General features: G+C 66.7%; 23 protein-coding genes. 7 read left to right on the plus strand and 16 right to left on the minus strand.

The features are described from left to right. Positions 1-19: 19 nt before the first annotated feature. The 14 genes from ACOHX0_RS11200 to ACOHX0_RS11265 form a co-directional block, all read right to left on the minus strand. Complete coding sequence (locus tag ACOHX0_RS11200) at positions 20-715, minus strand: RraA family protein (RefSeq protein ID WP_420676775.1); 696 nt, start codon at positions 713-715, stop codon at positions 20-22. After that, positions 712-1407 (minus strand): alpha/beta fold hydrolase, encoded by a 696-nt coding sequence (locus tag ACOHX0_RS11205; protein ID WP_420676777.1) that lies wholly within the window; start codon positions 1405-1407, stop codon positions 712-714. The genes ACOHX0_RS11200 and ACOHX0_RS11205 overlap by 4 nt, the downstream gene beginning before the upstream one ends. Then, positions 1404-2528, minus strand: coding sequence for a cobalamin-independent methionine synthase II family protein (locus ACOHX0_RS11210; protein WP_420676779.1), 1125 nt, complete (start codon positions 2526-2528; stop codon positions 1404-1406). The genes ACOHX0_RS11205 and ACOHX0_RS11210 overlap by 4 nt, the downstream gene beginning before the upstream one ends. 150 nt (positions 2529-2678) lie before the next feature. After that, positions 2679-3638, minus strand: a complete 960-nt coding sequence (locus ACOHX0_RS11215) for a cupin domain-containing protein (RefSeq protein ID WP_420676781.1) — start codon at positions 3636-3638, stop codon at positions 2679-2681. 157 nt (positions 3639-3795) lie between these two features. Next, entirely contained in the window at positions 3796-4770 is a 975-nt protein-coding gene (locus tag ACOHX0_RS11220; RefSeq protein ID WP_420676783.1) for a nuclear transport factor 2 family protein, read from the minus strand. Then, positions 4767-5786, minus strand: coding sequence for a LacI family DNA-binding transcriptional regulator (locus ACOHX0_RS11225; RefSeq protein WP_420676947.1), 1020 nt, complete (start codon positions 5784-5786; stop codon positions 4767-4769). The genes ACOHX0_RS11220 and ACOHX0_RS11225 overlap by 4 nt, the downstream gene beginning before the upstream one ends. Further along, positions 5786-6553 (minus strand): SDR family NAD(P)-dependent oxidoreductase, encoded by a 768-nt coding sequence (locus ACOHX0_RS11230; protein ID WP_420676785.1) that lies wholly within the window; start codon positions 6551-6553, stop codon positions 5786-5788. Before ACOHX0_RS11230 ends, ACOHX0_RS11225 begins: the two co-directional genes overlap by 1 nt. 1 nt (position 6554) lies before the next feature. Next, positions 6555-7610 (minus strand): ester cyclase, encoded by a 1056-nt coding sequence (locus ACOHX0_RS11235; RefSeq protein ID WP_420676786.1) that lies wholly within the window; start codon positions 7608-7610, stop codon positions 6555-6557. Then, complete coding sequence (gene hisD / locus ACOHX0_RS11240; RefSeq protein WP_420676788.1) at positions 7607-8920, minus strand: histidinol dehydrogenase; 1314 nt, start codon at positions 8918-8920, stop codon at positions 7607-7609. The genes ACOHX0_RS11235 and hisD overlap by 4 nt, the downstream gene beginning before the upstream one ends. A gap of 10 nt (positions 8921-8930) precedes the next feature. Continuing rightward, positions 8931-9461: an ester cyclase gene (locus ACOHX0_RS11245; protein ID WP_420676790.1), complete on the minus strand. Its 531-nt coding sequence runs from the start codon at positions 9459-9461 to the stop codon at positions 8931-8933. A gap of 156 nt (positions 9462-9617) precedes the next feature. Beyond that, a complete protein-coding gene (locus ACOHX0_RS11250; protein ID WP_420676792.1) occupies positions 9618-10538 on the minus strand; it encodes a carbohydrate ABC transporter permease in 921 nt (306 codons plus the stop codon). 10 nt (positions 10539-10548) lie between these two features. Beyond that, positions 10549-11580, minus strand: coding sequence for a carbohydrate ABC transporter permease (locus tag ACOHX0_RS11255; RefSeq protein ID WP_420676794.1), 1032 nt, complete (start codon positions 11578-11580; stop codon positions 10549-10551). Between the two features lie 68 nt (positions 11581-11648). Further along, positions 11649-12893: an ABC transporter substrate-binding protein gene (locus ACOHX0_RS11260; protein ID WP_420676796.1), complete on the minus strand. Its 1245-nt coding sequence runs from the start codon at positions 12891-12893 to the stop codon at positions 11649-11651. Positions 12894-12960: 67 nt separating this feature from the next. Further along, positions 12961-14013: an ABC transporter ATP-binding protein gene (locus ACOHX0_RS11265; protein WP_420676798.1), complete on the minus strand. Its 1053-nt coding sequence runs from the start codon at positions 14011-14013 to the stop codon at positions 12961-12963. Positions 14014-14127: 114 nt separating this feature from the next. On the opposite strand from ACOHX0_RS11265, the gene ACOHX0_RS11270 reads away from it, so the two are divergent. Beyond that, entirely contained in the window at positions 14128-15132 is a 1005-nt protein-coding gene (locus ACOHX0_RS11270; protein ID WP_420676800.1) for a nuclear transport factor 2 family protein, read from the plus strand. Continuing rightward, positions 15129-16019, plus strand: a complete 891-nt coding sequence (locus tag ACOHX0_RS11275) for an amidohydrolase family protein (RefSeq protein ID WP_420676802.1) — start codon at positions 15129-15131, stop codon at positions 16017-16019. The genes ACOHX0_RS11270 and ACOHX0_RS11275 overlap by 4 nt, the downstream gene beginning before the upstream one ends. A gap of 46 nt (positions 16020-16065) precedes the next feature. On the opposite strand, the gene ACOHX0_RS11280 is transcribed toward ACOHX0_RS11275, so the two are convergent. After that, the gene (locus ACOHX0_RS11280; protein ID WP_420676804.1) at positions 16066-17427 is read right to left on the minus strand and encodes a sensor histidine kinase; all 1362 of its coding nucleotides are present in this window, start codon (positions 17425-17427) and stop codon (positions 16066-16068) included. Beyond that, complete coding sequence (locus ACOHX0_RS11285; protein ID WP_420676806.1) at positions 17424-18095, minus strand: response regulator transcription factor; 672 nt, start codon at positions 18093-18095, stop codon at positions 17424-17426. The genes ACOHX0_RS11280 and ACOHX0_RS11285 overlap by 4 nt, the downstream gene beginning before the upstream one ends. Before the next feature lie 149 nt (positions 18096-18244). Here ACOHX0_RS11285 and ACOHX0_RS11290 point away from each other — a divergent pair, with 149 nt between their 5' ends. The 5 genes from ACOHX0_RS11290 (at position 18245) to ACOHX0_RS11310 (ending at position 23522) form a co-directional block, all read left to right on the plus strand. Then, entirely contained in the window at positions 18245-19321 is a 1077-nt protein-coding gene (locus tag ACOHX0_RS11290) for a tricarboxylate transporter (RefSeq protein ID WP_420676808.1), read from the plus strand. 74 nt (positions 19322-19395) lie between these two features. Further along, entirely contained in the window at positions 19396-21426 is a 2031-nt protein-coding gene (locus ACOHX0_RS11295) for a tripartite tricarboxylate transporter permease (RefSeq protein ID WP_420676810.1), read from the plus strand. 18 nt (positions 21427-21444) lie between these two features. Beyond that, positions 21445-22533, plus strand: a complete 1089-nt coding sequence (locus tag ACOHX0_RS11300; protein ID WP_420676812.1) for a 4-oxalomesaconate tautomerase — start codon at positions 21445-21447, stop codon at positions 22531-22533. A 1-nt stretch (position 22534) separates the two neighbouring features. After that, entirely contained in the window at positions 22535-23350 is an 816-nt protein-coding gene (locus ACOHX0_RS11305) for a universal stress protein (RefSeq protein ID WP_420676814.1), read from the plus strand. Positions 23351-23360: 10 nt separating this feature from the next. Further along, the gene (locus ACOHX0_RS11310; protein ID WP_420676816.1) at positions 23361-23522 is read left to right on the plus strand and encodes a hypothetical protein; all 162 of its coding nucleotides are present in this window, start codon (positions 23361-23363) and stop codon (positions 23520-23522) included. The last annotated feature ends 6 nt before the right edge of the window (positions 23523-23528 follow it).

Genomic DNA, 23528 nt, shown 5'->3' on the forward strand with positions numbered 1-23528 from the left:
GGGGCGGCTGCGCCGGTGCTCAGGTCCGCGCCGCTTCGAACGCCTGCCAGGCCTTCTCGAAGGCGTCGAAGTCAAAGCCGGGCTGGCGGGCCGGCTCCAGGATCAGCCTTTCCGTGTCGAGCAGCTTGCGGATCGCCTGTTCCAGGTCCCCGGTCACCTCCGGCGGGATCACCAGCGCGCCGTGGCGGTCGGCATGCACCAGGTCGCCGTCGTTGACCGTCAGCCCGAAGATGCTCACCGGGGTGCCAACCTCCCGCACGTGCACGAAGCCGTGGCTGGGGCCGATGGAGCCGGCCACCACCGGGAACCCCTCCGGCAGATCGCCGAGGTCGCGCATCACGCCATTGGTCAGCGCGCCGCTGATGCCAAAGCCCTTGTGCACGGTGGTGTTGATCTCGCCCCAATAGGCGCCGATGCAATGGGGGAAATCCAGGTCCTCGACCACGGTGACCGCGGGCCCGCTGCCGCTCGCCATGTGGCGGTAATAGTCCATCCGGCGCTTGCGGATCACCTCGGGCGGCTCCTCGGGCGGGGCCACGGCTGCGATCTTCGCGGTGCGGGCGTAGCCCGCCATGGCCCCGGCAGAGGGGTCCGAGCACAGCATGGTGCCGCGGGTGAAGGCATCGAAGCCGCGCTTTCCCTGGGCCACTTCGATGGCGTTGCAGACGGTGGGGGTATCGACCCGTTTCAGCAGGTCCAGCAGCGATGGTTTCATATCGTCTCCAGCCAGCGGTTCAGTGCCGCCGTGGTTTTTTGGGGTTGTTCCAGGGTGGGCAGGTGGCCCGCGTTCTCAACGATTTCCAGGCGGCTTTGCGGCATCAGCCCGTGCATCAGCTCGTGGCGGGAGACGGAGCACAGAACATCCTCCCGCCCGCAGAGCACCAGCGCCGGGCCCCGGTAGGCGCGCAGCGTGCCGGTCTGGTCGATGCGGTCCCGCAAGGCTTTGGACTGGTTCGCGAAAACATCCGGTCCCAGGCCCAGGGCCATCTCCATGCAGAGATCGAGGATCGCCTCCCGGCCCGGGCCGCGGGTCAGATAATTCGGCTTCATCTCCTCGGCCATGACCTTGCGCAGCCCGCCTGTGCGCACCGCCTCGATCTGCGGCCCGCGCCGGGTCTTGACCTCTTCCGTCTCGGCCAGCGGGTTGGTGTCCAGCAGCGCAAGCCCCGCGATGCGTTCCGGCGCGTGGCGCAGGATCTCCATCGCGAGGATGCCGCCCATCGAAAGCCCGGCGACGGCAAAGCGCGGCGGCGCGTAAGCGAGTACCTCGGCCGCAAGCGCCGCCATTGTGTCATGCCCGCCAATCGGCGCGGTGATGATCGGCACGGTGCGGGACAGCGCCGCGATCTGCGGGGCGAACAGCCGCGCATCGCACATCATTCCGGGCAGGAGAACAAGCGGTGTCATCCGGCCAGCGCCGCCCCTTCGGCCAGGGCTGCCAGCTTGGCGTAGGCGATATCGGGGTCCACTGCGCCAAAGCCTGCAAAGGTGCCAAAGCCGCAATCGCTGCCCGCGATCACCCGTTCCGCCCCCACGATACCGGTGAACCGGGTGATCCGCTGCGCGACCAGCTCCGGGTGCTCGACAAAGTTGGTGGTGGTGTCGACCACGCCGGGCACCAGCACCTTGTCCTCCGGGATCTCCGCTTTCCGGTCGCGGAACACGGTCCATTCATGGCCGTGGCGCGGGTTCGCGGTCTCGAACAGCACGCAGCGCGACTTGGTGGCCATCAGGGCAGGGAACACCTTGTCCATGCCGATGTCGCAGCAATGCGGGCCTTCGTAATTGCCCCAGCAGATGTGGACCCGCACCTTTTCAGCCGGCACATCCTGCAGCGCGTGGTTCATTGCCTCCACATGCAGGCCCGCGATCTTCACGAACTCCGCGTCGGAAAGATCGCTGAACAGCATGTGCCGCGACAGCGCGAGGTCGGGGCAGTCCAGCTGCAGATCGAGCCCCGAGGCGACTATGGTCTCATATTCCGCCTTCATCGCGTCGGCCAGCGCGGCCAGGTAGGCCTCGCGGGTCTTGTAGAAATCGTTCTGCAGGAACAGCGAGATGACGCCCGGCGAGGCGGCGTTCATGAACCCGCGCGCCGCGCCATGCACGGCCATCGCCGCCTTGAGGTTGGCGATATCCTTCTCCAGCTCGCCCTGGCCCTTGGACTTCACCTCCCCGGTGCACATCGGGCGCGCGTAATGCGGCGTGCCGCCGCTCGCGGCGAGGCGTTTCAGGAAGCCGGGGAACATCTTGAGATCGGCAGGCGCGTTGCGCGGGGAATCGCCGGAAAAGCCGGTGTAGCGGTCCTTCACGTAGGTGGCATAGGAGATCTTGGAGGTCTCCCCGTCGCTCACGATGTCCACCCCGGCATCAACCTGCTTGCGCACGGTTTCAAGGACGGCGGCACTCATGCAAGCGTCGAATTCCGCCTGATCGAAGGGTTCCCCGTGCTCGCGGGCAAAGATGAAATCCACCACCTCCTGCGTGCGCGGCAGGCTGCCCACATGGGTTGTCGCAATTTTCGTCATAGCGGTCCTCTTCCCGTTGCGGTTTTCTCTTTCGCCCGCCGTGCGCGCGGCGCCGGTGGCCCCGGGCGCCCCCGGCCTGGCAGGGGCGGGCGCCGGCAAAAGGGGCTCGATGCGCCTTTTGCCGGCTCCCTGTTTCAGCCTGCCCTGCCGTCAGCCAACCCAGGTGGCGCCGGCCGGGTCGCCGGTGGCGGTGATGCGGTAGAGGCTTGCCTCACCGGTCATCGACGGCTCGATGCCATGCGCCTCGCCCGGCAGCAGAAGGGCGGTGTCGCCGGGGTTGAGTATGGTGTCCAGACCGTCCGCACGCAGGTGCCAATGGCCGCGCACCGGCATCAGCACGGTCGCCTCGCCGCGCGCTTCCGGCGCGGCCGGGACCGATCCGCGGGTGAGGAACTCGACCTCGAAGCCGGGCTTGTCCTTCAGCAGGGCATCTTCGCCGATCACCTTGGCGGGTTTCTTGCCGGCCAGCGCCATCAGGTCCCAGTAGCGCGCCACGTAATCGCGCACCACGTTTTCGACCGGCACCTCCGGGTAGGCCTTCAGCTCCTCTTCGCTCAGCACCGGCATCGGCTTGATGCCGTCAGGCAGGCTTTGCCCCTTCTTGCTGTCGTAAAGCACGCCGTTTTCGCCCAGCACCAGCCCGTGCGCGCTGGCCTCCTCGATCACCTGCGGCGCCCAGGTCACCCCGCCGCCGGCATCGTCGCCGCCGAGCACCGCCATGATCATGCCGTAGTCGGTGCCGACGTTCTCGAAACCGCGGAAGATGCCGGTGGGGATGTTGAAGATGTCGCCCTCCTCGGCGATGAATTCACCGGCGTCGCCGTGGCGGCCCCAGAAGAAGCGCCAGCGCCCCTTCAGCACAAAGAACACTTCAGCCGTGGTGTGGCTGTGCAAGCTGTTGCGGCATTTCGGCGGCTGGCCCGCCGCGCCGATGTTGAAGCCGATCTGGTCGGTGATGTGCACGTGCTGGTCGGGGCTTTCGCTGACGCCGCCGCCGATGATGGTGAAGTTTTCCTTCTGGTCGGAGCCCGGCGTGTGGGCGTCGATGAAGGCGGTCTTGCAGGGTTTCAGCTCGCCGTAGCGAACGATGCGGGATTGAATGGTGCTCATGTCTGGTGTCCTCTCGAGGTCTGCTGTTGAAATGGCGGGTTCAACCCGCGCCGCCGGGCGGGCGGTTGTTCAGCCGCCGGGCGCGCAGGCTGGCACGGTGGGCGTGAACCCGCCGCGCCGCCTCGCTGGCGTCCAGAGGAGAGGCACCGGGCGTCATTCAGAGATCGCCCGTCTGCAGCAGGATCTGTTTCCAGACCGAGGTTTCGTCGAACAGCGTGTATTCGCGGCGCAGGCCCCAGGGGCCGAACTCGGCGTGGCTGGCGCCCAGCACAAAGACCTCGGCGCCGGTCGGCTTGCCGAAGACGCCCCAGCCGTCGTGCTTGCCATGCAGCGTCCAGCGCAGCGCGGCGCGCGGCGGCATCAATGGGTCGTCGCGGCCGATCTGGTGGCTGATCTTGAATTCCGCATTGGGGAAGGAGGCGCGCAGTCCCATCCAGAACCGGTCTACCGGCCCCCAGCTGTGGCCGGTGGTGCCGCCGGGGTATTCCGACTGCACCGCCCGGTCGTATTCGCCTTCGATCACGCGCATGTCTGCGTTCATGATCCGGGTCAGGATATCAGCGTATTTCTGGCCCCATTCATTGTCGTTGCCGGTGCCCTTGTAGGGGCCGGGCTGTTCGTTGGCCGGGGTGTAAGGCTGCACGCAGGCCTCGGGACCGCCCTCGCGCGCGATCAGGTCGCGGGCGTAATCCTTGGGGTCCCAGCCCATCTGCCGCACGATCGCGCCCTGGTCGCGGATCAGCCATTCGTCGTTGATCTGGTTGTTGATCGCGTGGCAGTCGGCGAGGATGCGGTAGGTGAGCTTCTTGCCGGTTGCCTTGCCATAGACACCGTCGCCCAGGTGCGTCGCGGTGGACAACAGCCGGTGCGAGGACAGCATCCCTTCCTCCGGGGTGCCGGACCAGATCACGTCCTCGCCCAGGAGGGTGCGGTCGGGGAACTCGGCGAGGGTCGCCATGGTGGCGGCAATCACCCCCTCGTTGCCCGTGACCACCGAGGCGGGCGAGCGCACGACAATATCCGGCGCGTAGTAGTCATGCAGCGTGGCAATGCCGCGATCTTCCCAGATCTCCTTGGTGATGCCAATGATGTAGTCGGGGAAGTCTTTGAACTTGGGGTCAAAACCCTTCATGTGTTCCATCCTTCAGGTATGCGGGCCGAGCCGCGGACGATAAGGGGGCTGTCGATCTCGACCCGGCGCGGGCGCGCTTCGGCGTCCTCGATCTTGCGCAGGATGATATCGACGGTTTCGGCCACCATGCGGTTGGCGGGCTGGCGCACGGTGGTGAGGTTGTAGGTGGGCCAGGCGGCGGCGGTCACATCGTCGTAGCCGATCACCGAAACATCGCCCGGCACGCTGAGACCCAGCTCGAAGCGCAGCGTGTCCATCACCGAGATCGCCATGTGGTCATTGGCCACAAAGACCGCATCGGGCGGGTCGCTGGCGAACATGCGGCGGGTGGCTTCCCGGGTCTGTTCGGTGACGAAGTTGCCCACCTCGCGCGCATGCAGCGCGGCCCCGGCCGCCTGCAGACCCGCGACGAACCCGGCCTCGCGGTCGCGCTGGGTCGAGGCGCCTTCCCAGCCGGCGATATAGGCGATCTTCTTGTGGCCGCCCGCGAGCAGGAACTCCGCCGCCTTGCGCCCGCCCGCAATGTTGTCGGAGGTCACCGCCGACATCGACGGATCGTCCTGGGCGCGGTTGAACAGCACCATCGGCACCCCTGCCGCCTGGCAGCGGGCCGACAGGTCCGAGGACAGCGCCACCGAGGCCGCGATGATGCCGTCGACCTGGAAATCCAGGATCTCCTCGACCACGCGGTCGATGTTGCCCGCAGCGTGCGACGCCAGGAAGACCAGCACGTGGTAGCCGCGCTCCTGCAGGGCGTTGGTCAGTTTTTCGATGGCCTCGGGATAGAACTGATTGTTCAGATAGGCGACCACCAGCCCGATGATGCCGCTCTTGCCGGACACAACTGCCCGGGCGAGCACGTTCGGCCGGTAGCCCAGCTCCTCGGCCGCCTTGCGCACCTTCTCGATGGTCTTCTTCGAGGCCGAGGCGCCGGGCGTGAACACCCGGCTGACCGCCGACTGGCTGACGCCTGCGCGGCGGGCGACGTCCAGCGATGTGACCTTGCTCGCGCCCATCAGTCTGCCGTCCATCCGCCATCCACCAGCATCGCGGTGCCGGTGACCAGCGCCGAGGCGTCCGAGGCCAGGTAGACCACCGCGCCCATGATATCCTCGACCGCGCCCGGACGGCCGAGCTTGATCTTGTCCAGCACCCAGGCGCGCTTTTCCGGATCGTCAAAGGTGGGGCGGGTCAGGTCGGTCAGGATGAAGGTCGGGCAGACCGTGTTGATGCGGATCTTTGCAGGCCCGAACTCCAGCGCCATCGCCTTGGTGAAGCCCTCGACCGCGAATTTGGACGCGCAGTAGACCGCGCGCTCGCGGCCGCCGACGTGGCCCATCTGGCTCGAGATATTGATCAGCGAGCCGGGGCGGCCGGCCTCCAGCAGGCCCTTGGCCACGGCCTGGGTCAGGAAATAGGCGCCGCGGACATTGACGCCCATCACCGCGTCGAAATCCTCCGGTGCGGTATCCACCGCCTTGCCGTGGCGGGCGGTTCCGGCGGAGTTGACGAGAATGTCGAAGGGGCCGGCTGCCTCCACTGCTTCCGCCGTGGCCGCCACGTCGCCGACATCCAGTTGCAGCACCTTCGCCGCCCAGCCGCGGGCGGTCATCTCCGCCGCGACCTCCTCCAGCGCCTCGGTGCGGCGCGCTGCAAGGGTGACCTCGGCCCCATGCTCCGCCAGTGCCACGGCAGAGGCCATGCCGATGCCGGAGGAGGCGCCCGCCACGAGCGCGCGCTTGCCCTTCAGGCTGAAACTGGGGGTGCTGGGGAAAGTGGTCATGTCAAGCCTCGCCGACGGGGAATGGAATGCCGCCTGGCACGCGGGCCTTGTTGAACTCGCGCAGGCGCGCAAAGACGTCTACGCCCAGCTGGCGGTAGGCGTCCAGCAGGTCGACCGTCACCCAGTTCTCCCGGATCTTGCCGTTCTCCAGCCGCCAGAAGTCCAGCGAGCGCATGGTGATCCGCTGGCCCGAGGGCGCGATGCCCATCCAGCCGTCGTGGGTCACCGTCTGGATCATGTTGGGCCAGCCGGTCACCGCCGCGTATTCGCCGTCGCCAAAGAAGTGATAGGTGATCTCGTCCAGGTATTGGCCGCGGTCGGGCATGCCGCTCAAAAACGGGATCTGGTGCCAGTTGCGGAAGCCCGCAAAGCCGCGGCCGGTGCCGATGCCAGCGGGGCCGTACCAGTTCATCCGCTCGTGCCAGAACTTCGGCATTTCCATCACCTCCGGGCCGCCCTGGCTCGGGTGCTTCTTCAGGTGATTGAGCATGTCGACGATGTGGCTGCAGGAGGCCTGCGACTTCTCCTCGTCCCAGGGGCCGGGGACGATGCCGTCATGCGTTGCCGGGCCGGGGATGCAGAATTCCAGGCCAAGCGAAGGCGCCATCGGCCAGGCGTTGGCCTGCATCATCACCTCGGGGATGTCCCAGATCGTCTGGATCTCGACGACCTTGCCCGCCTCAAAACGGTAGAACTCGTGGTAGCGCATGTGGGTCAGGTGGCCAGTGGGCGGGATGTCCAGCCAGGGCTGCACGAAGGTGCCGTAGTAATGGCCGCCGCAGCCGATCCAGTCGCCGCCGTGCTCGGTGCGCCCGCCCATCACGATCCAGTCGCGCCGTTCGAGGTCCGGCATGGACTGCAGCAGCGGCGCGTAGCAGCTGTCATAGAGTTCCGCAGGGCCGGTCAGGTCACCGAAGGGGTGACACATGTGCACCGCTGCGTCCGGCGCGATCAGCTCTTCCAGCGCGGCGCGCACGCCTTTTTCGCTGAAATCGCGCATCGCCTCCCGCATCGGCGCGATCAGCGCCTTGTTCTGGGTGTGGGGATCAGAGGTCATTCTGCCGCCTTTCCGTAAGGCACGTTCTTGCCGCCGAACCGGCGGACGCGGATGTTGCATTGCTCGGCGTGGCCGACAAAGCCTTCGAGCATGCACAGGCGCGAGCCGTATTCGCCGATCATGGTGGCGGCCTCGTCGGTGGTGACCTTCTGGTAGCTGTGGGTTTTCAGGAACTTGCCGACCCAGAGCCCGCCGGTATAGCGGCCTGCCTTCTTGGTCGGCAGGGTGTGGTTGGTGCCAATCACCTTGTCGCCGTTGGCCACATTGGTGCGGGGGCCAAGGAACAGCGCGCCGTATGAGGTCATGTTCTCCAGGAACCAGTCGTCGCGGTCGGTCATCACCTGCACGTGTTCGGAGGCGATGTCATCGGCGACCTGAAGCATCTCGTCATAAGTGTCGCAGACGATCACCTCGCCGTATACCTCCCAAGAGACCTTGGCGGTGTCCGCGGTGGGCAGGATGCCCAGCAGGCGATCGATCTCGCTCAGCGTCTCCTCGGCCAGCTTGCGGGAGTTCGTGAGCAGCACGCAGGGAGAGTTGTAGCCATGCTCGGCCTGGCCCAAAAGGTCGGTGGCGCAGAGCTCGGCGTCGGCGGCGCTCTCATCGGCGATCACCATGGTCTCGGTCGGGCCTGCAAAGAGGTCGATGCCGACGCGGCCGAAGAGCTGGCGCTTGGCCTCCGCCACAAAGGCGTTGCCGGGGCCGACCAGCATATGCACCGGGTCGATGGTCTCGGTGCCGATCGCCATGGCGCCGATCGCCTGGATGCCGCCCATCACGTAGATCTCATGCGCGCCGCCCAGGTGCATCGCGGCAATCACCGCCGCATTTGGCTTGCCCTGGAACGGCGGGGTGCAGGCGATGATGCGCGGCACGCCCGCGACCTTGGCGGTGGCGACGGACATATGCGCCGAGGCCACCATCGGGAACTTGCCGCCGGGGACGTAGCAGCCGACAGACTGCACCGGGATGTTCTTATGGCCGAGGATCACGCCGGGCAGGGTCTCCACCTCGATGTCCAGCATGGAATCGCGCTGCGCCTGGGCGAAGTTCATCACCTGCTTCTGCGCGAACTTGATGTCCTCCAGCTCGCGCGCGCTGAGCGAAGCGATCAAGTCGTCAATCTGCGCCTGGCTCAGGCGGAAGCTTTCGGGGCTGTAGTTGTCGAACTTTTCGGACAGCTCCCGCACGGCGGCATCGCCGCGGGTCTCGATGTCCTTCAGCGTCGCTTCGACCACGGCGCGGGTCTTGGCATCGTCTTCGGCGCGGTCGGCGTCAGATTTGCCGCGTTTCAGGTATTCGATGGTCATGGTCAGGTCCTCAGTTTCCGGGGCGCGGAGGCGTTTTCTCCCCGCGGTCAAATGCTTCCCAGCCTTCGCCGTTGAACAGGTCAACGCCGAGCTGGGCGGCGACATGGGCGAAATCGACGTTCACCCAGTTATCGGTGATCTTGCCGTCCTGGACCTTCCAGAAGTCCATGTAGCGGATCTCGACCCGCTTGCCGGTGGGTTCGATGCCGAGGAAGGTGCCGGAGTGGGTGGCTTCCTGGCGGCCGAAGGCGGCGGCCCATTCGCCCATGTAGAGGCGGGCCTCGTCGATGCAGACCTTGTCCGAGAACGCGGCCTGGAACGGGCGCTGCCAGTTGTCCTGGAATTCCTTCAGCCCGGTCTTTGTGCCGCAGCCCTGGTTGCCCATCCAGCGGAAGCCTTGCGCGAAGAATTCGCCGATGTCGCTGATGCGGTGGTCGTTCAGCCCGTCGACCATGTTCTCGATCACGCGGCGGGTGTCTTCGGTCTTGCTCATGTCCGTGTCTTTGGACAGCACGGCCTGTTCGGGGCGGGAGCCTTTCATCGTGTACCTTTCTATGTGCAGCAGCCGGGGAGCCTCCGGCGGGGATATTTTCAGCCAGAAGAAGCCGGGAGGCCTTCGCGCGCCGCAGGCGCGCCGGGCCCAACGGGCGGAGACGCATTTCTAATGCGGCTCCGGCGGGCGGGAGGGCCGCCGGGATCAGCCTTTCACCGCACCGGCGGTCAGGCCGCTGACGATCTGGCGCTGGAAGAACAGGATCAGCACAAACAGCGGGGCGGTGGCCGAGACCACGGCGGCGACCGCGTACATCACCTTGCCTTCGACCTGGGTAGTGCCAAGGAAGCTGTTGATCGCGGGGATGATGGTCTCGTTCTCCGAGCTCAAGAGCATCGCGGTCACCGCAAAGTCGTTGTAGGCGAGCAGGAAGCTGAACAGGCCGGTGGTGATCACGCCGGGCCACATGACCGGGATAATCACGTGGCGGAAGGCCTGGAAGCGGGTGCAGCCGTCGACCATGGCGCTTTCGTCCATGTCCTTGGGGATGTTGAGGAAGAAGGAATGCAGCATCCACAGGGTGAAAGGCTGGTTGATCGCCACCAGCACGATGATGGTGGTGGGCAGGATGCCCCAGATGTTCCACTCGAAGAACGGCAGCAGGTAGCCCGAAACCAGGGTGATATGCGGCATGGCGCGGAACACCAGCGCGGCCATCAGCAGCCAGAAGGCATAGCGGCGCCCCGAACGGGCCAGCGCGTAGCCGCCCAGCGTGCCGAAGGTGAGCGAGATGACCACCGTGAAGAAAACGACGATGCCGGAATTGAGGACATTGCGCCAGAATTCCTCGTCCACCCAGGCGCCGTGGTAGCCTTCGAGGGTGAAGGGGCTGCCGGTCTGCCGGATCGTGTTGACCCCGTAGATCGCGTTCTGCCAGTCGGTCTTGGAGAAGAAGTCCGACTGCACCTTGAAACTGCCCCAGAAGGTCCAGAAGAACGGGAACGCCGCGACGATCAGCCAGAGCGCCACGAGGGCCAGCGAGATCACGGTGAGCGGCGAGACGCGGGACCGGGATTTGGGGCTCACTGCCGGGGCTGCGATGCGGGATTGTGCCTTGGTTGCCATGATCGTGCCCTCAGTGTGCTTTGCGGGAGAAGTCGCGCCAGGTGCGGATCAGCACCGGCATCAGGAGGATGATCACGCCGGCGATGGTCATCATCGAGGTCGCCCCGGCCGAGCCGTAGAGCGGATTGCCGCTTTCGCGCAGGTCGTTGTAGATGATCCAGCTGAGCGAGGTGGCATGGGCTTCGGCCTTGAAGCTGACGATCGGCTCGAAGACGCGGAAGTTGTCCATCAGCAGCATCAGCGTCACAAAGGACATCAGCGGCGCCAGATGCGGCACGATCACATGGATCATGCGCTGCCACTTCGACGCGCCGTCGATCATCGCCGCTTCCATGGTGTCCTCGGGCACCGTCTGAAGCCCCGCGTAGAAGGTGATGAAGCTGAACGGCAGGGTGTGCCAGACGCCATAGACGATCAGCATGGTCCAGGTCAGCGCGGTCGAGGCCTTCAGGCTGAGCGAGGGATCGTTGAAGACCCGCTGGATGGTGGCGCCGATGACGCCGTCGCTGTCGACCATCCAGAACAGGATCAGCGAGCCCACCAGCGGCGTCACAAGAAACGGCAGCAGCGAGATGAAGATCGAGGGGCCCTTGAGCATCCGGGGCAGGTTGTTGACGCCAACCGCAATCGCCAGACCAAGCGCGATGACCACCGGGGTGACCACGGCCGTGTAGGTCAGCGTGAAGATCAGCGCGCGGTAGAAGGGCAGGTTGGAGATCTGCTTCCAGAACGCGCCAAAACTCTCCGTGCTGGCCCAGGCTTCGCCGACCTCGGCGAAGGCCAGGTGCGAGCGGTTGATGTAGGTGCCGAGCGCGTTGTACCGGCCCAGCGGCTGCGCCTCCTGCAGCTTGGCCGTGGCCGCGGTATCGACGGTGGTGGTGGGCGTGCAGCCGAACGGGCCGCAGCTCTCGGAGACCACCAGGACCTGCTCGTGCTCGACGAACAGCGACTGGATGAAAACCGAGACGATGGGCAGCGCGATGAAGAGGATCATCGCGGATAGCGTCGGCAGGATGAACCAGAAAAAGGTGCGGTGCTTCATGGTGTGGGTCTCGGTGTTCGGTCCGGGAAAAGAGAGGGGGCCGGGAAGCCCCCTCCAGTCGGGAAGGTTTACTTGAGGAAGCCGGCTTCTTTGGCCGAGGTCCGGTAGGCGGTCTCGACATCCGACAGCGCCTGCTCGGCGCTTTCGCCGCCTTTCAGGAAGTCGGTGAGCTCGGAGCCGAGTGCTGCGTGCAGCAGGCCGATCTGCGGGATCATCGGATAGGGCCGGGCCCCGCCCTGCACGGTTCCGGCCACGCCCGCTGCTGCCGGGCCGGGCTCGAAGCCGGGCAGCAGCCAGACCGCGTCGTCGTTGTTCTCCGCCACCATCTCGGGGGTCAGGCCGCTGATCAGCGCGGCAAATGTCGCCTCGGCTTCTTCGTCGGACACGTTGGACGCGATGGAAATGCCGTCCCACCACAATGTCGCCGCCGGGATCGAGCCGCCGCCGACGGTGGGGGCCGCGGACAGGACCGTGTTCGAGGTCACCTCTTCGCTGGAGCCTTCGTCATCCAGGATCGGCGCGCCGCGCGAGCCCCACATGACGGCCAGCGCCGCCTGACCGGATTCCCACAGGCCCTGGGTCTCGTTGGAGGCATGGGTCAGGTGGTCCGGGTGGGCGTATTCGGCCAGCGCTTTCATGGTTTCCAGCGCGGCGATGCCCTTTTCATTGTTGATCGAGGGCTCGGCGGAGCCGGGTGCGAAGAACTCGCCGCCATGGCCGAGGTAGATCATGTTGAAGACTTCACCGACGTTCCAGCCGGTTTGCAGGTTCATCGCGATGGGATGCTCCATGATGCCCGCGGCGCGGATCTTTTCTGCCGCCTCCAGCACCTCCTCATAGGATGCGGGGATGCCCTCTACGCCCGCCTGCTCCAGGATGTCCTTGCGCGAGAACAGGTGCTGCGAGTTGGCCATGAAAGCGACCGCCATCACGTTGCCGTCGATGGTGATCAGCACATTCGGCGGGATGCTGTCCTTGTATTTCTCGACCAGGTCGTTCAGCGGCCGCACCAGCCCGTCGTTCATCAGCTGGGTCAACGTCGCGTTGGCCAGGATCACCGAGGTGTATTCCGCCGGGTTCGGCGTCAGCGCGGCATTCATGATCTGGCGCGCTTCGGTGGTGTGGTTGGCGGAGAACTCCGCTGCCGCGTCCCCGCAATTGGCCCGGGCCGCATCGACCACGGCGTGGATCGCCGGGAAGTCGCTCGCCAGGATGCGGATCGACTGGCCCTCGGGGCCGCAATTGGCCGCAAAGGCCGCCGAGCCCATCAGGCCGGCAAAAAGCGACGCGGCCGCAAGTCTTTTCAGTAGCATGTCATTCTCCCTGTTTTATCTGAAATTGGGTGCGGGCCGCATGGGCCCGCCCTGAGTGCGGAGGCGTTCAGCCCCCGATCCGCGCGCTGGTCCGGCCGTCGAACAGGTGGCAGATTTCCTGCGGCACGGAGATCGACACCATGTCGTCGATCTCGGCCCGGAAGTTCTTGTCGGCCTTGACCGACACCAGCGCCCCGCCGACCCGAACCGAGATCATCGTGGCATCGCCCAGGAGTTCCAGCGTGTAGATCGGCGCGTTGATCTGGCCCGCGCCGGGCGCTGCAATGCCCGCGTCCTCGGCCCGGAAGCCCAGGGTCAGCGCCCCGTCCGGTGCGTTCAATCCGGCGATCTCCACGTGCTGGGCGCGGAAGGTGCCGCCCCGGACCTCGCCGTCCATCAGGTTCATCGCCGGGCTGCCGATGAAGCTGGCGACAAAGGTGTTGGCCGGGTTGTCGTAGATATCGGTCGGGCTGCCGACCTGCTGCACCACGCCCTGTTTCATCACCACCACGCGGTCAGCCAGCGTCATCGCCTCGATCTGGTCGTGGGTCACGTAGATTGTGGTCACCGCCAGCTCGTGGCTGAGGTTCTTGATCTGCGCCCGGGTGGAGACCCGCAGCTTGGCATCGAGGTTCGACAGCGGCTCGTCCATCAGGAAGACGTTGGGCTCGCGCACGATGGCGCGGGCCAAAGCAACACGCTGGCGCTGGCCGCCGGAAAGCTCGGCCGGCTTGCGGTGCAAAAAGTCGTCCAGCTCCACCATCGCCGAGGCGCGGCGCACCTTTTCGTCATGGGTCTTGGGGTCGATGCCGCGCACCTTCAGCGGAAAGCGGATGTTCTCGTAGACGTTCATGTTGGGGTAGAGCGCATAGGACTGGAACACCATCGCCACGTCGCGGTCCTTGGGCTCCATGTCATTGACGCGCTGCCCGTCGATCAGAATGTCGCCCTCGGAGGCCTCCTCCAGCCCCGCGATCATCCGCATGGTGGTGGTCTTGCCGCAGCCCGAAGGGCCAAGCAGCACCAGGAATTCCTTGTCGGCGATGGTCAGGTCAAAGTTGTCGACGCCGACAAAAGAGCCCCAGCGCTTGCCAACGTTCTGCAGTTGTATCTCGGCCATGAATTCCCCCTGGCGGTTCCGCGCGCTCAGCTTGCATACGTTTGCAATAGGGTAGACTTAGCGTCAGCTTTTCGGCAAGTATTTTTTGCAAACGTATGCATCAGGAGCGTGCCCATGTCCGGCTTTTCGGAAGAGAAACAAGTGATCCGAGACCTTTACGCGGAACTCGACGGGGCGGAGGAGCACGCCCTTGAGGCGGTTTTGGCGCGCTGCTACGCCCCGAATCACCTCTGGCGCGGTTACCACCCGTTCCACGAACAGAAGGGTGCTGCGGCGGTGGCAGAGACCTTCTGGCGCCCGCTGCGCCGCGCGCTCCGGCAAATGCAGCGGCGCCAGGACATCTTCATGGCCGGCGCCAACGAGATGGACGGCTTCGCCTCCGTCTGGGTGGTCTCGATGGGGCACCTGATGGGGCTGTTCGATGCGCCCTGGCTGGGGATCCAGCCCACCGGCAAGATGGCATTCCTGCGCTATTGCGAGTTCAACCGGGTGGAGAAGGGCAAGATCACCGAGACGGCGATGTATTTCGACATCCCGCATCTGATGATGCAGGCTGGGCTGCAGCCCTTCCCGCCGCAGACTGCCGCGCATCTGGTCCAGCCCGGGCCGGTGACGCATGACGGGCTGATGTTCGATCCGCAGCCGCCGGAGGAGGGGGAAAAGACCCTGGCCACGATCAACGCGATGATCTCCGACCTCGGCCAGTGGAAGAGCGGCTTGAGCCTGGAGGACGAGCTGCGCCGCACCTGGGCTGAAGACATGATCTGGTGGGGCCCAGCCGGGATCGGCGCGGCCTACACCATCGAACGCTATGCCAAGCAGCACTCGGGGCCGTTCCGTGCGGGTTTCACCGACCGCTCGAAGACCAATCACATCTGCCGTCTGGCCGAAGGTCATTACGGCGGCTTCTTCGGCTGGCCGAATTTCACCGCCCGTCCCTCAGGCGGCTTCATGGGGATGCCCGCGACCGGGCAGGCGGGCGAGTTCCGGGTGATCGACATCTACCGCCGCGAGGGGGACAAGCTGGCCGAGAACTGGATCTTCATCGACCTTCTGCATTTCTGGAAGCAGCAGGGCGTTGATATCCTCGCCCGGATGGCAGAGGTGCCGCGCACATGACCGGCTGGATCGACGCGCATCACCATCTGTGGGATCTCAAAGCCGTGCATTACCCTTGGCTGATGGCCAAGGGTGCGGACCGGTTCTTTGGCAACCCGGCGCCGATTCAGCGGGACTATCTGCTGGAGGAATTCCGCGCCGAAGCCGCCGCCGAAGGCATCGCCGCTTCGGTGCATATTCAGGTGGGGGCAGAGGACGCGTTGGCTGAGGCGCGCTGGGTGCAGGCTGTGGCTGACGAAAACCCGGACTGGCCGCTGGCGCAGGTGGTGTTCTGCGACCTCACCGCGCCCGATCTGGCCGCACAGCTCGACGCCTTCCAGGCGCTTCCCACCGTGCGCGGTGTGCGCCAGATCGTCGGCCGCGCCCCGGGCGAGGACGCGCGGACCGGCACCAACGCCCTCCTGGACGATCCGCGGTTCCTGGCCGGGCTGCAGGAGGCCGGGCGGCGCGGCCTCAGCTTCGACTTGCAGCTGATCCCTGAGCTGATGGAGAAAACCGCCCGGGTGCTGGCACAGGCGCCGCAGACCCGGGTTGCCCTGTGCCACGCAGGCTCGCCGCACGACCGCAGCACCGAGGGGCTGCGGGCCTGGGCGGCTCAGCTCAAACACCTCTCGCGGCTGCCGCAGGCGGCCTGCAAGCTCTCCGGCCTGGGCATGTTCGAACACAATTGGACAGCCGCCAGCATCCGCCCGATCGTCGGGACCTGCCTTGCACAGTTCGGCGCGGAGCGGGTGATGTTCGGATCGAACTTCCCCGTCGACAAGCTCTACTCCGATTACCGCACGCTCGCGCAGGCCTGCCGCGAACTGGTCCCGGAGGAGGCGCACAGGGCCGTGTTCCGCGGCACCGCCGCCCGGTTCTATGGCCTCGGCGTGCCGGCGGCATGACCGTCTTCGCAGCCGCCGCGCCTGCCTGACGCAGCGCGGCGGACGGCTACAGGCGGGGCAGGGAGATGCGCACGGCGGTGCCGCGTCCGGCGGGCAGCAGGCGGACCGTTCCCCCGTGCCGGCGCATCACGTCTCGCACGATCGACAGACCCAGCCCGCTGCCGTCGCCGCTGCGCAGCTGTCCGAACCTGCGAAAGGCGGTCTCCCTCTGGTCCGGCGGAATGCCGGCACCGTCGTCTTCGACCAGAAGAACCGCCTCGCCGCCGCCGTCTCCCCCGCGCTGCGTGCGCACCGTGATGCGGGTCATTCCGGGGCCGCCGTGGGTCAGGGCGTTTTCGATCAGGTTGGTGATGGCCTCGCCGATCAGAACCGGGTCGCCCTCGACCGCAAGCGGATCCGGGGCGCGGGCAAATTCGAACTCGAGGTCGCGGGACAGGACCGCCGGCCCCAGATCGCTGCACACCTGCGCCGCGGTATCGCTCAGGTCCAACCGCTCGCAGGCGCGCGCGCCCTCATAGCGCAGCCGTTCCAGCGACAACAGCTGGTTGGCCAGCCGGGCCGACTTGCGCGCCGCGGCTACGAGCTTCTCTTGGTGCTGGCGGCGTGCGCCGGGACCGCGCACATCGGGAAGCGTCTCCGCCAGGGACAACAGCGCCGACGCCGGGTTGCGCAGCTGGTGGGCCGCGTCGGAGATGAAGGCCTGGTGCGCCTCGATGCTTCCCTGCACCTGGGAAAACAGCCGGTTCAGGGTGGCGACGATGCCCGACACCTCCTTGGGCACCGGGCGGCGGATATGGCCGAGGTCGTCCGGCGAGCGGCGCTGGATCGCGTCCTGCAGGTCGTTCAAAGGCCTGAGGCCGATCTGCACCCCGAACCAGACCACCAGGGCCAGCGCTGCCATCAGCCCCGCTATCAGGGCCGCGGCCCGAAAGGCAAGCGCGGCGGCAAAGGCATTGCGGTCGCTCACCCGCTGCCAGACGGTCACCACCGTTTCGCCGGTGAGATTGCCGATGGTGGTGGTTTCAAACATGCGCATGACGCGCACCGGCTCGCCCCGGTAGTCCGCCACGAAGAACTGCGGGCCGTCCTTGCCGGCGGGGTCTTCGGATCTGGGCGGGTAGGCGTAGCCGGTCACATAGATCCCGCCCGGGCCGGTGACGTGATAGAACATCTCTCCGCCGCCCGCGTCCGAGATGAACCGCCGTGTCTGCGGCGACAGCGCGTCCCCTTCGGAAATCGCCACATCGCGCGAGATCGCCAGGGCGGCGGCCAGAAGGCTGCGGTCGAACAGGTCCTCCGAGGTGCGCTGCGCCACTTCGAAGCGCCAGATCCCGAGCAGGACCGAGACCAGCAGCAGCGGCGGCAGGATCAGCAGGAACAGCCGCATCCGCAGCGACATGGAGCTCATGCGCTGCCAGCCTCCAGCATGTAGCCAAGCCCGCGGGCGGTCTTGATCTTCACGCCGTAGGGCTCCAGCCGCTTGCGCAGGCGCGAGACATGCGGCTCGATCGCGCTTTCGCCGTGGTCCGCGCCAGTGCCGTAGACATGCGTGATCAGCTGCGCCTTGGAGACGATGCGCCCGCGCCGTTCCAGCAGGCATTCCAGCGTCGCCACCTCCTTGCGCGGCAGATCCAGCGGCTGCTCGTCCAGCATCAGCTGGCGGCTGGTGCGGTCGAAGACCAGGGGTCCCAGCGTGTCGCGGGCCGTGAACTGCAAGTCCTTGCGCCGCGCCATCGCGCGCAGCCGGGCCTCCAGCTCGTCGATCTCGAAAGGTTTGGTGAGGTAGTCGTCGGCGCCCGCGTCCAGCCCCGCCACCCGTTCGGCGGTCTCCGCCCGGGCGGTCAGCAGGATCACCGGCGTGCCGTCGCCGCGGCGGCGCAGCGCCCGCAACACCTCCAGCCCGTCCCGTCCCGGCAGGTTCAGGTCGAGCACGACAAGATCGGCGCCCTCGCGCGCCAGGAAGGCTTCCGCCGCGTCACCGTCATGCAGCAGGTCGACGGAATGCCCCCGGTCCCGCAGGCGGGACGCGATTCCATGGGCCAGGGCCTCGTTATCTTCGATCACGGCGATACGCATGGCTAATACTTTGTCAGGTTGCGCAAGTTTCGCGCAAGGTTGGGAGGGCAAGGTGCAGCCGTTGGAGGAGGGATTCTGTCCCTTGGGAGAAATCGAACACGCCGCCAGACTGCGGTCCAGCGGCCCAATAGGTCTACGGGAGGACACCAATGACCATCAAGCAACTTGCAACCTCGGTTGCCGCAGCCGCGCTGGCCGCATCGCCGGCCCTTGCCGAAGCCGACTTTGCCGGTGAGACGATCGAATGGGTCATCCCGTTCTCGGAAACCGGCGGGTCGGCCAAATGGGCCAACTTCTTTGCGCCGCTGCTGTCCGAAGAGCTGCCGGGCAAGCCCACCGTGGTTGTGAAGTTCATGCCGGGCGCAGGCTCCACCAAGGGCGCGAACTGGTTCCAGGAGCAGAAGCATGAGGACGGCACGCTGCTGTTCGGCACCTCCGGCTCCACCCAGTTCCCCTATCTGCTGGACGATCCGCGCGTGCGCTACGAGTACGGCGACTGGGTTGCGGTGATGGCCACCGGCACCGGCGGCGTGGCCTATCTGAACGCCGAGGACGGCGCCAAGTTCGACGGCTCCGCCAACGGGCTGAAGGACATCGACTTCATCTACGGCTCGCAGGGCGCGACGCGGCTGGACCTGGTGCCGCTCCTGGCCTGGGAAATGCTCGGCATGAACGTGGAGCCGGTCTTTGGCATCAAGGGCCGCGGCGACGGCCGCCTGATGTTCGAGCGCGGCGAGGCCACCATCGACTACCAGACCTCCTCGGGCTACCTCGGCGCCTCGGCTGACCTGGCCGCGCAGGGCAAGGCGGTGCCGATGATGACCTGGGGCGCGCTGGACGAGGACGGCAACATCGTCCGCGACCCGACCTTCCCGGACATCCCGACCTTCAAGGAAGTCTGCGAAGCCACCGACGGCTGCGAGACCGAAGGCGAGGCATGGGACGCGTGGAAAGCCTTCTTCGTGGCCGGCTTCCCGGTGCAGAAGATCGCCTTCCTGCCCGCAGGCACCCCGGACGGGGTGCGCGACGCCTACGCCGCCGCCTTTGACGCCGTGCGCAACCGCGAGGATTTTGGCAGCATCGCCTCCAAGCGCGTGGGCAAATACGGCGTCTTCGTCGGCGAAGGCGCTCGGAAGGCCGCCAAGGCGGGCACCACGGTGTCGCCGGAAGCCAAGGCCTTCGTGATCAACTGGCTGCAGGAAGCCTACGGCGTTGCGCTGAACTAAGCGCGGCGGCCTGAGGCCCCGGCGCCGTCCGGGGCCGGTTTCCACATATTTTCGAACAACTTGAGGTTGGGGCGATGGATGTATTCGCTACCGCCATGCCGGCGCTTGGCCAGGCATGGGCGCTAATTCTGCAACCCGTGGTCCTGGGTTATCTGGTGCTGGGGGTGGTCATGGGGCTGGCCGTGGGGGTGTTCCCCGGGCTTGGCGGCATCGCCGGCCTGTCGCTGCTCTTGCCGTTCATGTTCGGCATGGACCCGGTCCTGGGCCTGGCGCTGATGGTGGGCATGGTGGCGGTGGTGCCGACATCGGATACCTTCGCTTCCGTGCTGATGGGCATTCCCGGCTCCTCCGCGTCGCAGGCGACGGTGCTGGACGGCTTCCCGATGGCGAAGAAAGGCCAGGCGGCGCGGGCACTGTCGGCCGCCTTCACCTCCTCGCTGTTCGGGGGGCTGGTGGGGGCGCTGTTCCTCACCCTGTTCATCGTGGTGGCGCGGCCGCTGGTGCTGGCCTTCGGCCTGCCGGAGATGCTGATGATCTCGGTCCTCGGCCTGTCGATGGTGGCGGTCCTGGCGGGCCGGGTGGCGCTGAAGGGTCTGGCGGCGGCCGGCCTGGGCATGCTGATCGGCACCATCGGCGAGGCTGATGCGGGCGGCAGCCTGCGGATGGCGAGCTATGACATCCCCTATCTCACCGACGGGCTGAAGCTGGTGATCGTCGGTCTGGGCATCTTTGCGGTGCCGGAGATCGTCTCGCTCCTGCGCCAGGACCGCTCCATCGCCAAGGACGCCAAGCTGGGCGCCGACTGGGGCGAAGGGGTGAAGGACTGGGCGGCCAACAAGTGGCTCTCGGTGCGCTGCTCGCTGATCGGCGTCGTGGTCGGGGTGATCCCCGGGCTGGGCGGCTCGGTGGTGGACTGGATCGCCTATGGCCATGCGGTGCAGAGCACCAAGGACAAGTCCGGCTTCGGCAAGGGCGAGATCCGCGGCATCGTCGGCCCGGAAAGCTCGAACAACGCCAAGGAGGGCGGCGGGCTGGTGCCGACGCTCCTGTTCGGCATCCCCGGCTCGGGCTCGATGGCGATCTTCATCGGCGCCATCGCGCTGCTGGGGTCTGGCGACATCGAGGTCGGCCCCTCGATGCTGCGCGACAACCTCGACATCACCTATTCCATCGTCTGGCTCCTGGCGCTGGCGAACGTGGCAGGCACCATCCTGTGCATCGCGGCCTCGGGCGGGATCGCCAGGCTGACGACGATCCGCTTCACTTACCTCGCGCCGTTCCTGTTCATGCTGATCTCCTTTGCGGCGTTCCAGTCCGGGCAGAACTTCGAGGACATCCTGGCGCTCTTCGCAATCGGGCTGACCGGCATCTTCCTGCGCCGCTTCGACTGGTCGCGCCCGGCCTTCCTGATCGGCTTCGTGCTCTCGAACCCGGTGGAGAAATTCTCCAACCAGGCGTTCCAGATCGCCTCCTTCCGCTTCCGCAAGTCGTTTGAGGAAGGGCTGGATTACCTGTTCTCGCCGATCGTGATCGTGCTGCTGATCGTCACCGTGGTCTCGGTGGTGCTGGGCCTGCGCCAGGCCAAGTCGATCATGGCCGAGGGCAACGTGCAGTCCGGCTCCAAGCGCGCGCCGCTGGTCTTCCTGATGCTGTTGATGGCCTACGCCGCGGCGGCGCTGATCAACGCCAGCATGATCCCCGACTACAACATGACCGACAAGATCATCCCGCTGGCGGCCGGCGGCGTCACCCTGGCGGCGCTGCTGATCCTGCTGGGGCAGATGCTCCTGCGGCCCGAGACCGACGCGGTCTTTGCCGACAAGGAAGCCGCCGGGGAGGATGCGGATGCCTCATACGGCCTTTGGGGCACGCTGGCCTGGTTCGCGGGGCTGATCGCCGCGACCTATTTCGCGGGCTTCATCCTCGCGCTTCTGGGCTTTCTTGCCGCCTTCCTGCGGGTGCGGGCGCAGGCGTCCTGGCCAAAGACCCTGATCCTGACCGCCGCCGGCATCGCGCTGATGTGCGTGATGGCAGGCGCGCTGAACCGCGACTTCCCGCCGGGGCTGCTGCAGGACGCAGTGGACCTGCCCTGGCCGCTGAAATGAACCCACGGAAAAGATGACATGACACAGACAGGCATTCCTTACGTTTTCATGCGCGGCGGCACCTCGCGCGGGCCCTTCTTCAACCGCGCCGACCTGCCCGTCGGCCGCGAGACACTGGCCGAAGTGCTGCTGGCGGCGCTCGGCTCCGGCCATCCGCTCAACATCGACGGGATCGGCGGCGGCGCGGCGGTCACCACCAAGGTGGCGATGCTGTCGCCCTCGGAAGATGACTGGGCCGACGTGGACTACTTCTTCGCCCAGGTCTCGGTCGAGGACCGGCTGGTGGATTTCAAACCCACCTGCGGCAATATCCTCTCCGGCGTCGGCCCCGCGGCGATCGAGATGGGGCTGGTCCGGCCCGGCGGCGACGAGACCGAGGTGAAGATCCGCGCCGTCAACACCGGGGCGAAGGTGCTGGCCAGGGTGCAGACCCCGGGCGGCGTGCTGACCTACGCGGGCGATGCCGAAATTGCAGGCGTGCCCGGAAGTGCCGCGCCCGTGGAGCTGAACTTCATGGGGGTGGCGGGATCGGCCACCGGTTCCTTCCTGCCCACAGGCAATCTCCGCGACACTTTCGGCGGGATCGAGGTGACCTGCATGGACGTGGCGATGCCCATGGTCATCGCCCGCGCCGCGGATTTCGGCCTCACGGGTTATGAAACCGTGGCCGGGCTCGACGCAGACCGGGACTTCTTCGCCCGGATGGAGGCGATCCGGCTTGAGGCAGGGGAGGCGATGGGCATGGGGGATGTGTCCAAATCCGTCACCCCGAAATTCGGCCTGCTCGCCCCGGCGACGGACGGCGGCACCATTGCAACGCGCTATTTTATGCCCTGGAACACGCACCCCTCGATGGCGGTGACCGGCGCGCAGTGCCTCGCCTCCTGTGCGCTGACGCCGGGCAGCGTGGCTGACGGGCTGCTCGACCGCCCCGCCGAAAGCCCGGCCAGCGTGGTGCTGGAACATGCCTCCGGCACCATCGCTGTGCTGGTGGACTTCGGGATGAACAACCATTTCACGCTGAGATCCGCGGGTCTCCTGCGCACCGCGCGCAAGCTGGCCGACGGCAAGATCTACGTGCCTGCCGGCCTCTGGGAGGGGGACTGACATGCCGGTGATGAACCTGCTGGTCGCGTTCAACGGCTCCGAAGGCTCTGTCGCGGCGCTGCGTTATGCGGCCTCCATGGCGCGCGCCGGGGGCGCCCATGTCACGGCGATGCTGGCGCACAGCTCGCACGAGGTGATCGACCGCCGTTCCCGCTGGATCCCCAAGGAGGCGCGGGCGCTTCTGGACGCGGCCAGCGCCGGTGTGCTGCGCGGGATCGAAGAGACCTTCGAGCGGGAGCGCGCGGCGCTTGGACTCCCGGGCGACCTGCAGCTCCAGGAAGTGACCGGCCGCGTCGACAGCGTGCTCTCGGAGGCCGCGCGGCACTATGACATGCTGATCGCGGGCACGCGTTCCGGCGCCGATGACGCGCATGTCACCCTGCATCCCGACCGCATCGCGCTGATGTCCGGGCGGCCGGTGATCGTGGTTCCGGCAGGCTACGACGCGGGCGCCCGGCACAGCCACGCCGCGCTGGCCTGGGACGGCGGCCGCGCCGCCGCGCGCGCCTTGTCCGACAGCCTGCGCCTGCTGGAGGCCGAAGGCCGCGTCAGCGTCCTGACCGTCGGCCGGCGCAGCACCTGGCCCATCGCCGGCCTGCTGACCCACCTGAAGCGCCACGGGGTCGAGGCCATCCACGAGGACTTTCCCGAAAGCCACCCGGTGGCCGCCACGCTGCTGTCTTACTGCGCGCGCCGCGATCCGTCGCTGCTGGTGCTGGGTGCCTACGAGCATTCCAAGTTCCGCGAGGATTTCCTTGGCGGAGTGACCGCCGAAGTGCTCTCGAAAACCCGTATCCCCGTCTTGTTGTCGCACTGAGGACTGAGCCATGACCGACTATGAAAAACTGAACCGGACACGCCGCGATCTGGAAGAGATCCGCGCCGGGCTGGCGGCTCGGATCGGGCAGGCCCGCGACAGCAAACCCGATCTCCTTGTCTTGCACGAACGCATCAGCAAGGCCATCAAGGCGCTGTCCGGGCAAGGGTGACAGGCA

This window comes from Cribrihabitans pelagius (genome assembly GCF_048820915.1).
In the GTDB taxonomy this organism is placed as follows: domain Bacteria; phylum Pseudomonadota; class Alphaproteobacteria; order Rhodobacterales; family Rhodobacteraceae; genus Cribrihabitans_A; species Cribrihabitans_A pelagius.

Bases quoted from the DNA above. Each gene is read 5' to 3' on its own strand.
- ACOHX0_RS11200 (WP_420676775.1), bottom strand. From the start codon at position 715: ATGAAACCATCGCTGCTGGACCTGCTGAAACGGGTCGATACCCCCACC.
- ACOHX0_RS11205 (WP_420676777.1), bottom strand. From the start codon at position 1,407: ATGACACCGCTTGTTCTCCTGCCCGGAATGATGTGCGATGCGCGGCTG.
- ACOHX0_RS11210 (WP_420676779.1), bottom strand. From the start codon at position 2,528: ATGACGAAAATTGCGACAACCCATGTGGGCAGCCTGCCGCGCACGCAG.
- ACOHX0_RS11215 (WP_420676781.1), bottom strand. From the start codon at position 3,638: ATGAGCACCATTCAATCCCGCATCGTTCGCTACGGCGAGCTGAAACCC.
- ACOHX0_RS11220 (WP_420676783.1), bottom strand. From the start codon at position 4,770: ATGAAGGGTTTTGACCCCAAGTTCAAAGACTTCCCCGACTACATCATT.
- ACOHX0_RS11225 (WP_420676947.1), bottom strand. From the start codon at position 5,786: ATGGGCGCGAGCAAGGTCACATCGCTGGACGTCGCCCGCCGCGCAGGC.
- ACOHX0_RS11230 (WP_420676785.1), bottom strand. From the start codon at position 6,553: ATGACCACTTTCCCCAGCACCCCCAGTTTCAGCCTGAAGGGCAAGCGC.
- ACOHX0_RS11235 (WP_420676786.1), bottom strand. From the start codon at position 7,610: ATGACCTCTGATCCCCACACCCAGAACAAGGCGCTGATCGCGCCGATG.
- hisD (WP_420676788.1), bottom strand. From the start codon at position 8,920: ATGACCATCGAATACCTGAAACGCGGCAAATCTGACGCCGACCGCGCC.
- ACOHX0_RS11245 (WP_420676790.1), bottom strand. From the start codon at position 9,461: ATGAAAGGCTCCCGCCCCGAACAGGCCGTGCTGTCCAAAGACACGGAC.
- ACOHX0_RS11250 (WP_420676792.1), bottom strand. From the start codon at position 10,538: ATGGCAACCAAGGCACAATCCCGCATCGCAGCCCCGGCAGTGAGCCCC.
- ACOHX0_RS11255 (WP_420676794.1), bottom strand. From the start codon at position 11,580: ATGAAGCACCGCACCTTTTTCTGGTTCATCCTGCCGACGCTATCCGCG.
- ACOHX0_RS11260 (WP_420676796.1), bottom strand. From the start codon at position 12,893: ATGCTACTGAAAAGACTTGCGGCCGCGTCGCTTTTTGCCGGCCTGATG.
- ACOHX0_RS11265 (WP_420676798.1), bottom strand. From the start codon at position 14,013: ATGGCCGAGATACAACTGCAGAACGTTGGCAAGCGCTGGGGCTCTTTT.
- ACOHX0_RS11270 (WP_420676800.1), top strand. From the start codon at position 14,128: ATGTCCGGCTTTTCGGAAGAGAAACAAGTGATCCGAGACCTTTACGCG.
- ACOHX0_RS11275 (WP_420676802.1), top strand. From the start codon at position 15,129: ATGACCGGCTGGATCGACGCGCATCACCATCTGTGGGATCTCAAAGCC.
- ACOHX0_RS11280 (WP_420676804.1), bottom strand. From the start codon at position 17,427: ATGAGCTCCATGTCGCTGCGGATGCGGCTGTTCCTGCTGATCCTGCCG.
- ACOHX0_RS11285 (WP_420676806.1), bottom strand. From the start codon at position 18,095: ATGCGTATCGCCGTGATCGAAGATAACGAGGCCCTGGCCCATGGAATC.
- ACOHX0_RS11290 (WP_420676808.1), top strand. From the start codon at position 18,245: ATGACCATCAAGCAACTTGCAACCTCGGTTGCCGCAGCCGCGCTGGCC.
- ACOHX0_RS11295 (WP_420676810.1), top strand. From the start codon at position 19,396: ATGGATGTATTCGCTACCGCCATGCCGGCGCTTGGCCAGGCATGGGCG.
- ACOHX0_RS11300 (WP_420676812.1), top strand. From the start codon at position 21,445: ATGACACAGACAGGCATTCCTTACGTTTTCATGCGCGGCGGCACCTCG.
- ACOHX0_RS11305 (WP_420676814.1), top strand. From the start codon at position 22,535: ATGCCGGTGATGAACCTGCTGGTCGCGTTCAACGGCTCCGAAGGCTCT.
- ACOHX0_RS11310 (WP_420676816.1), top strand. From the start codon at position 23,361: ATGACCGACTATGAAAAACTGAACCGGACACGCCGCGATCTGGAAGAG.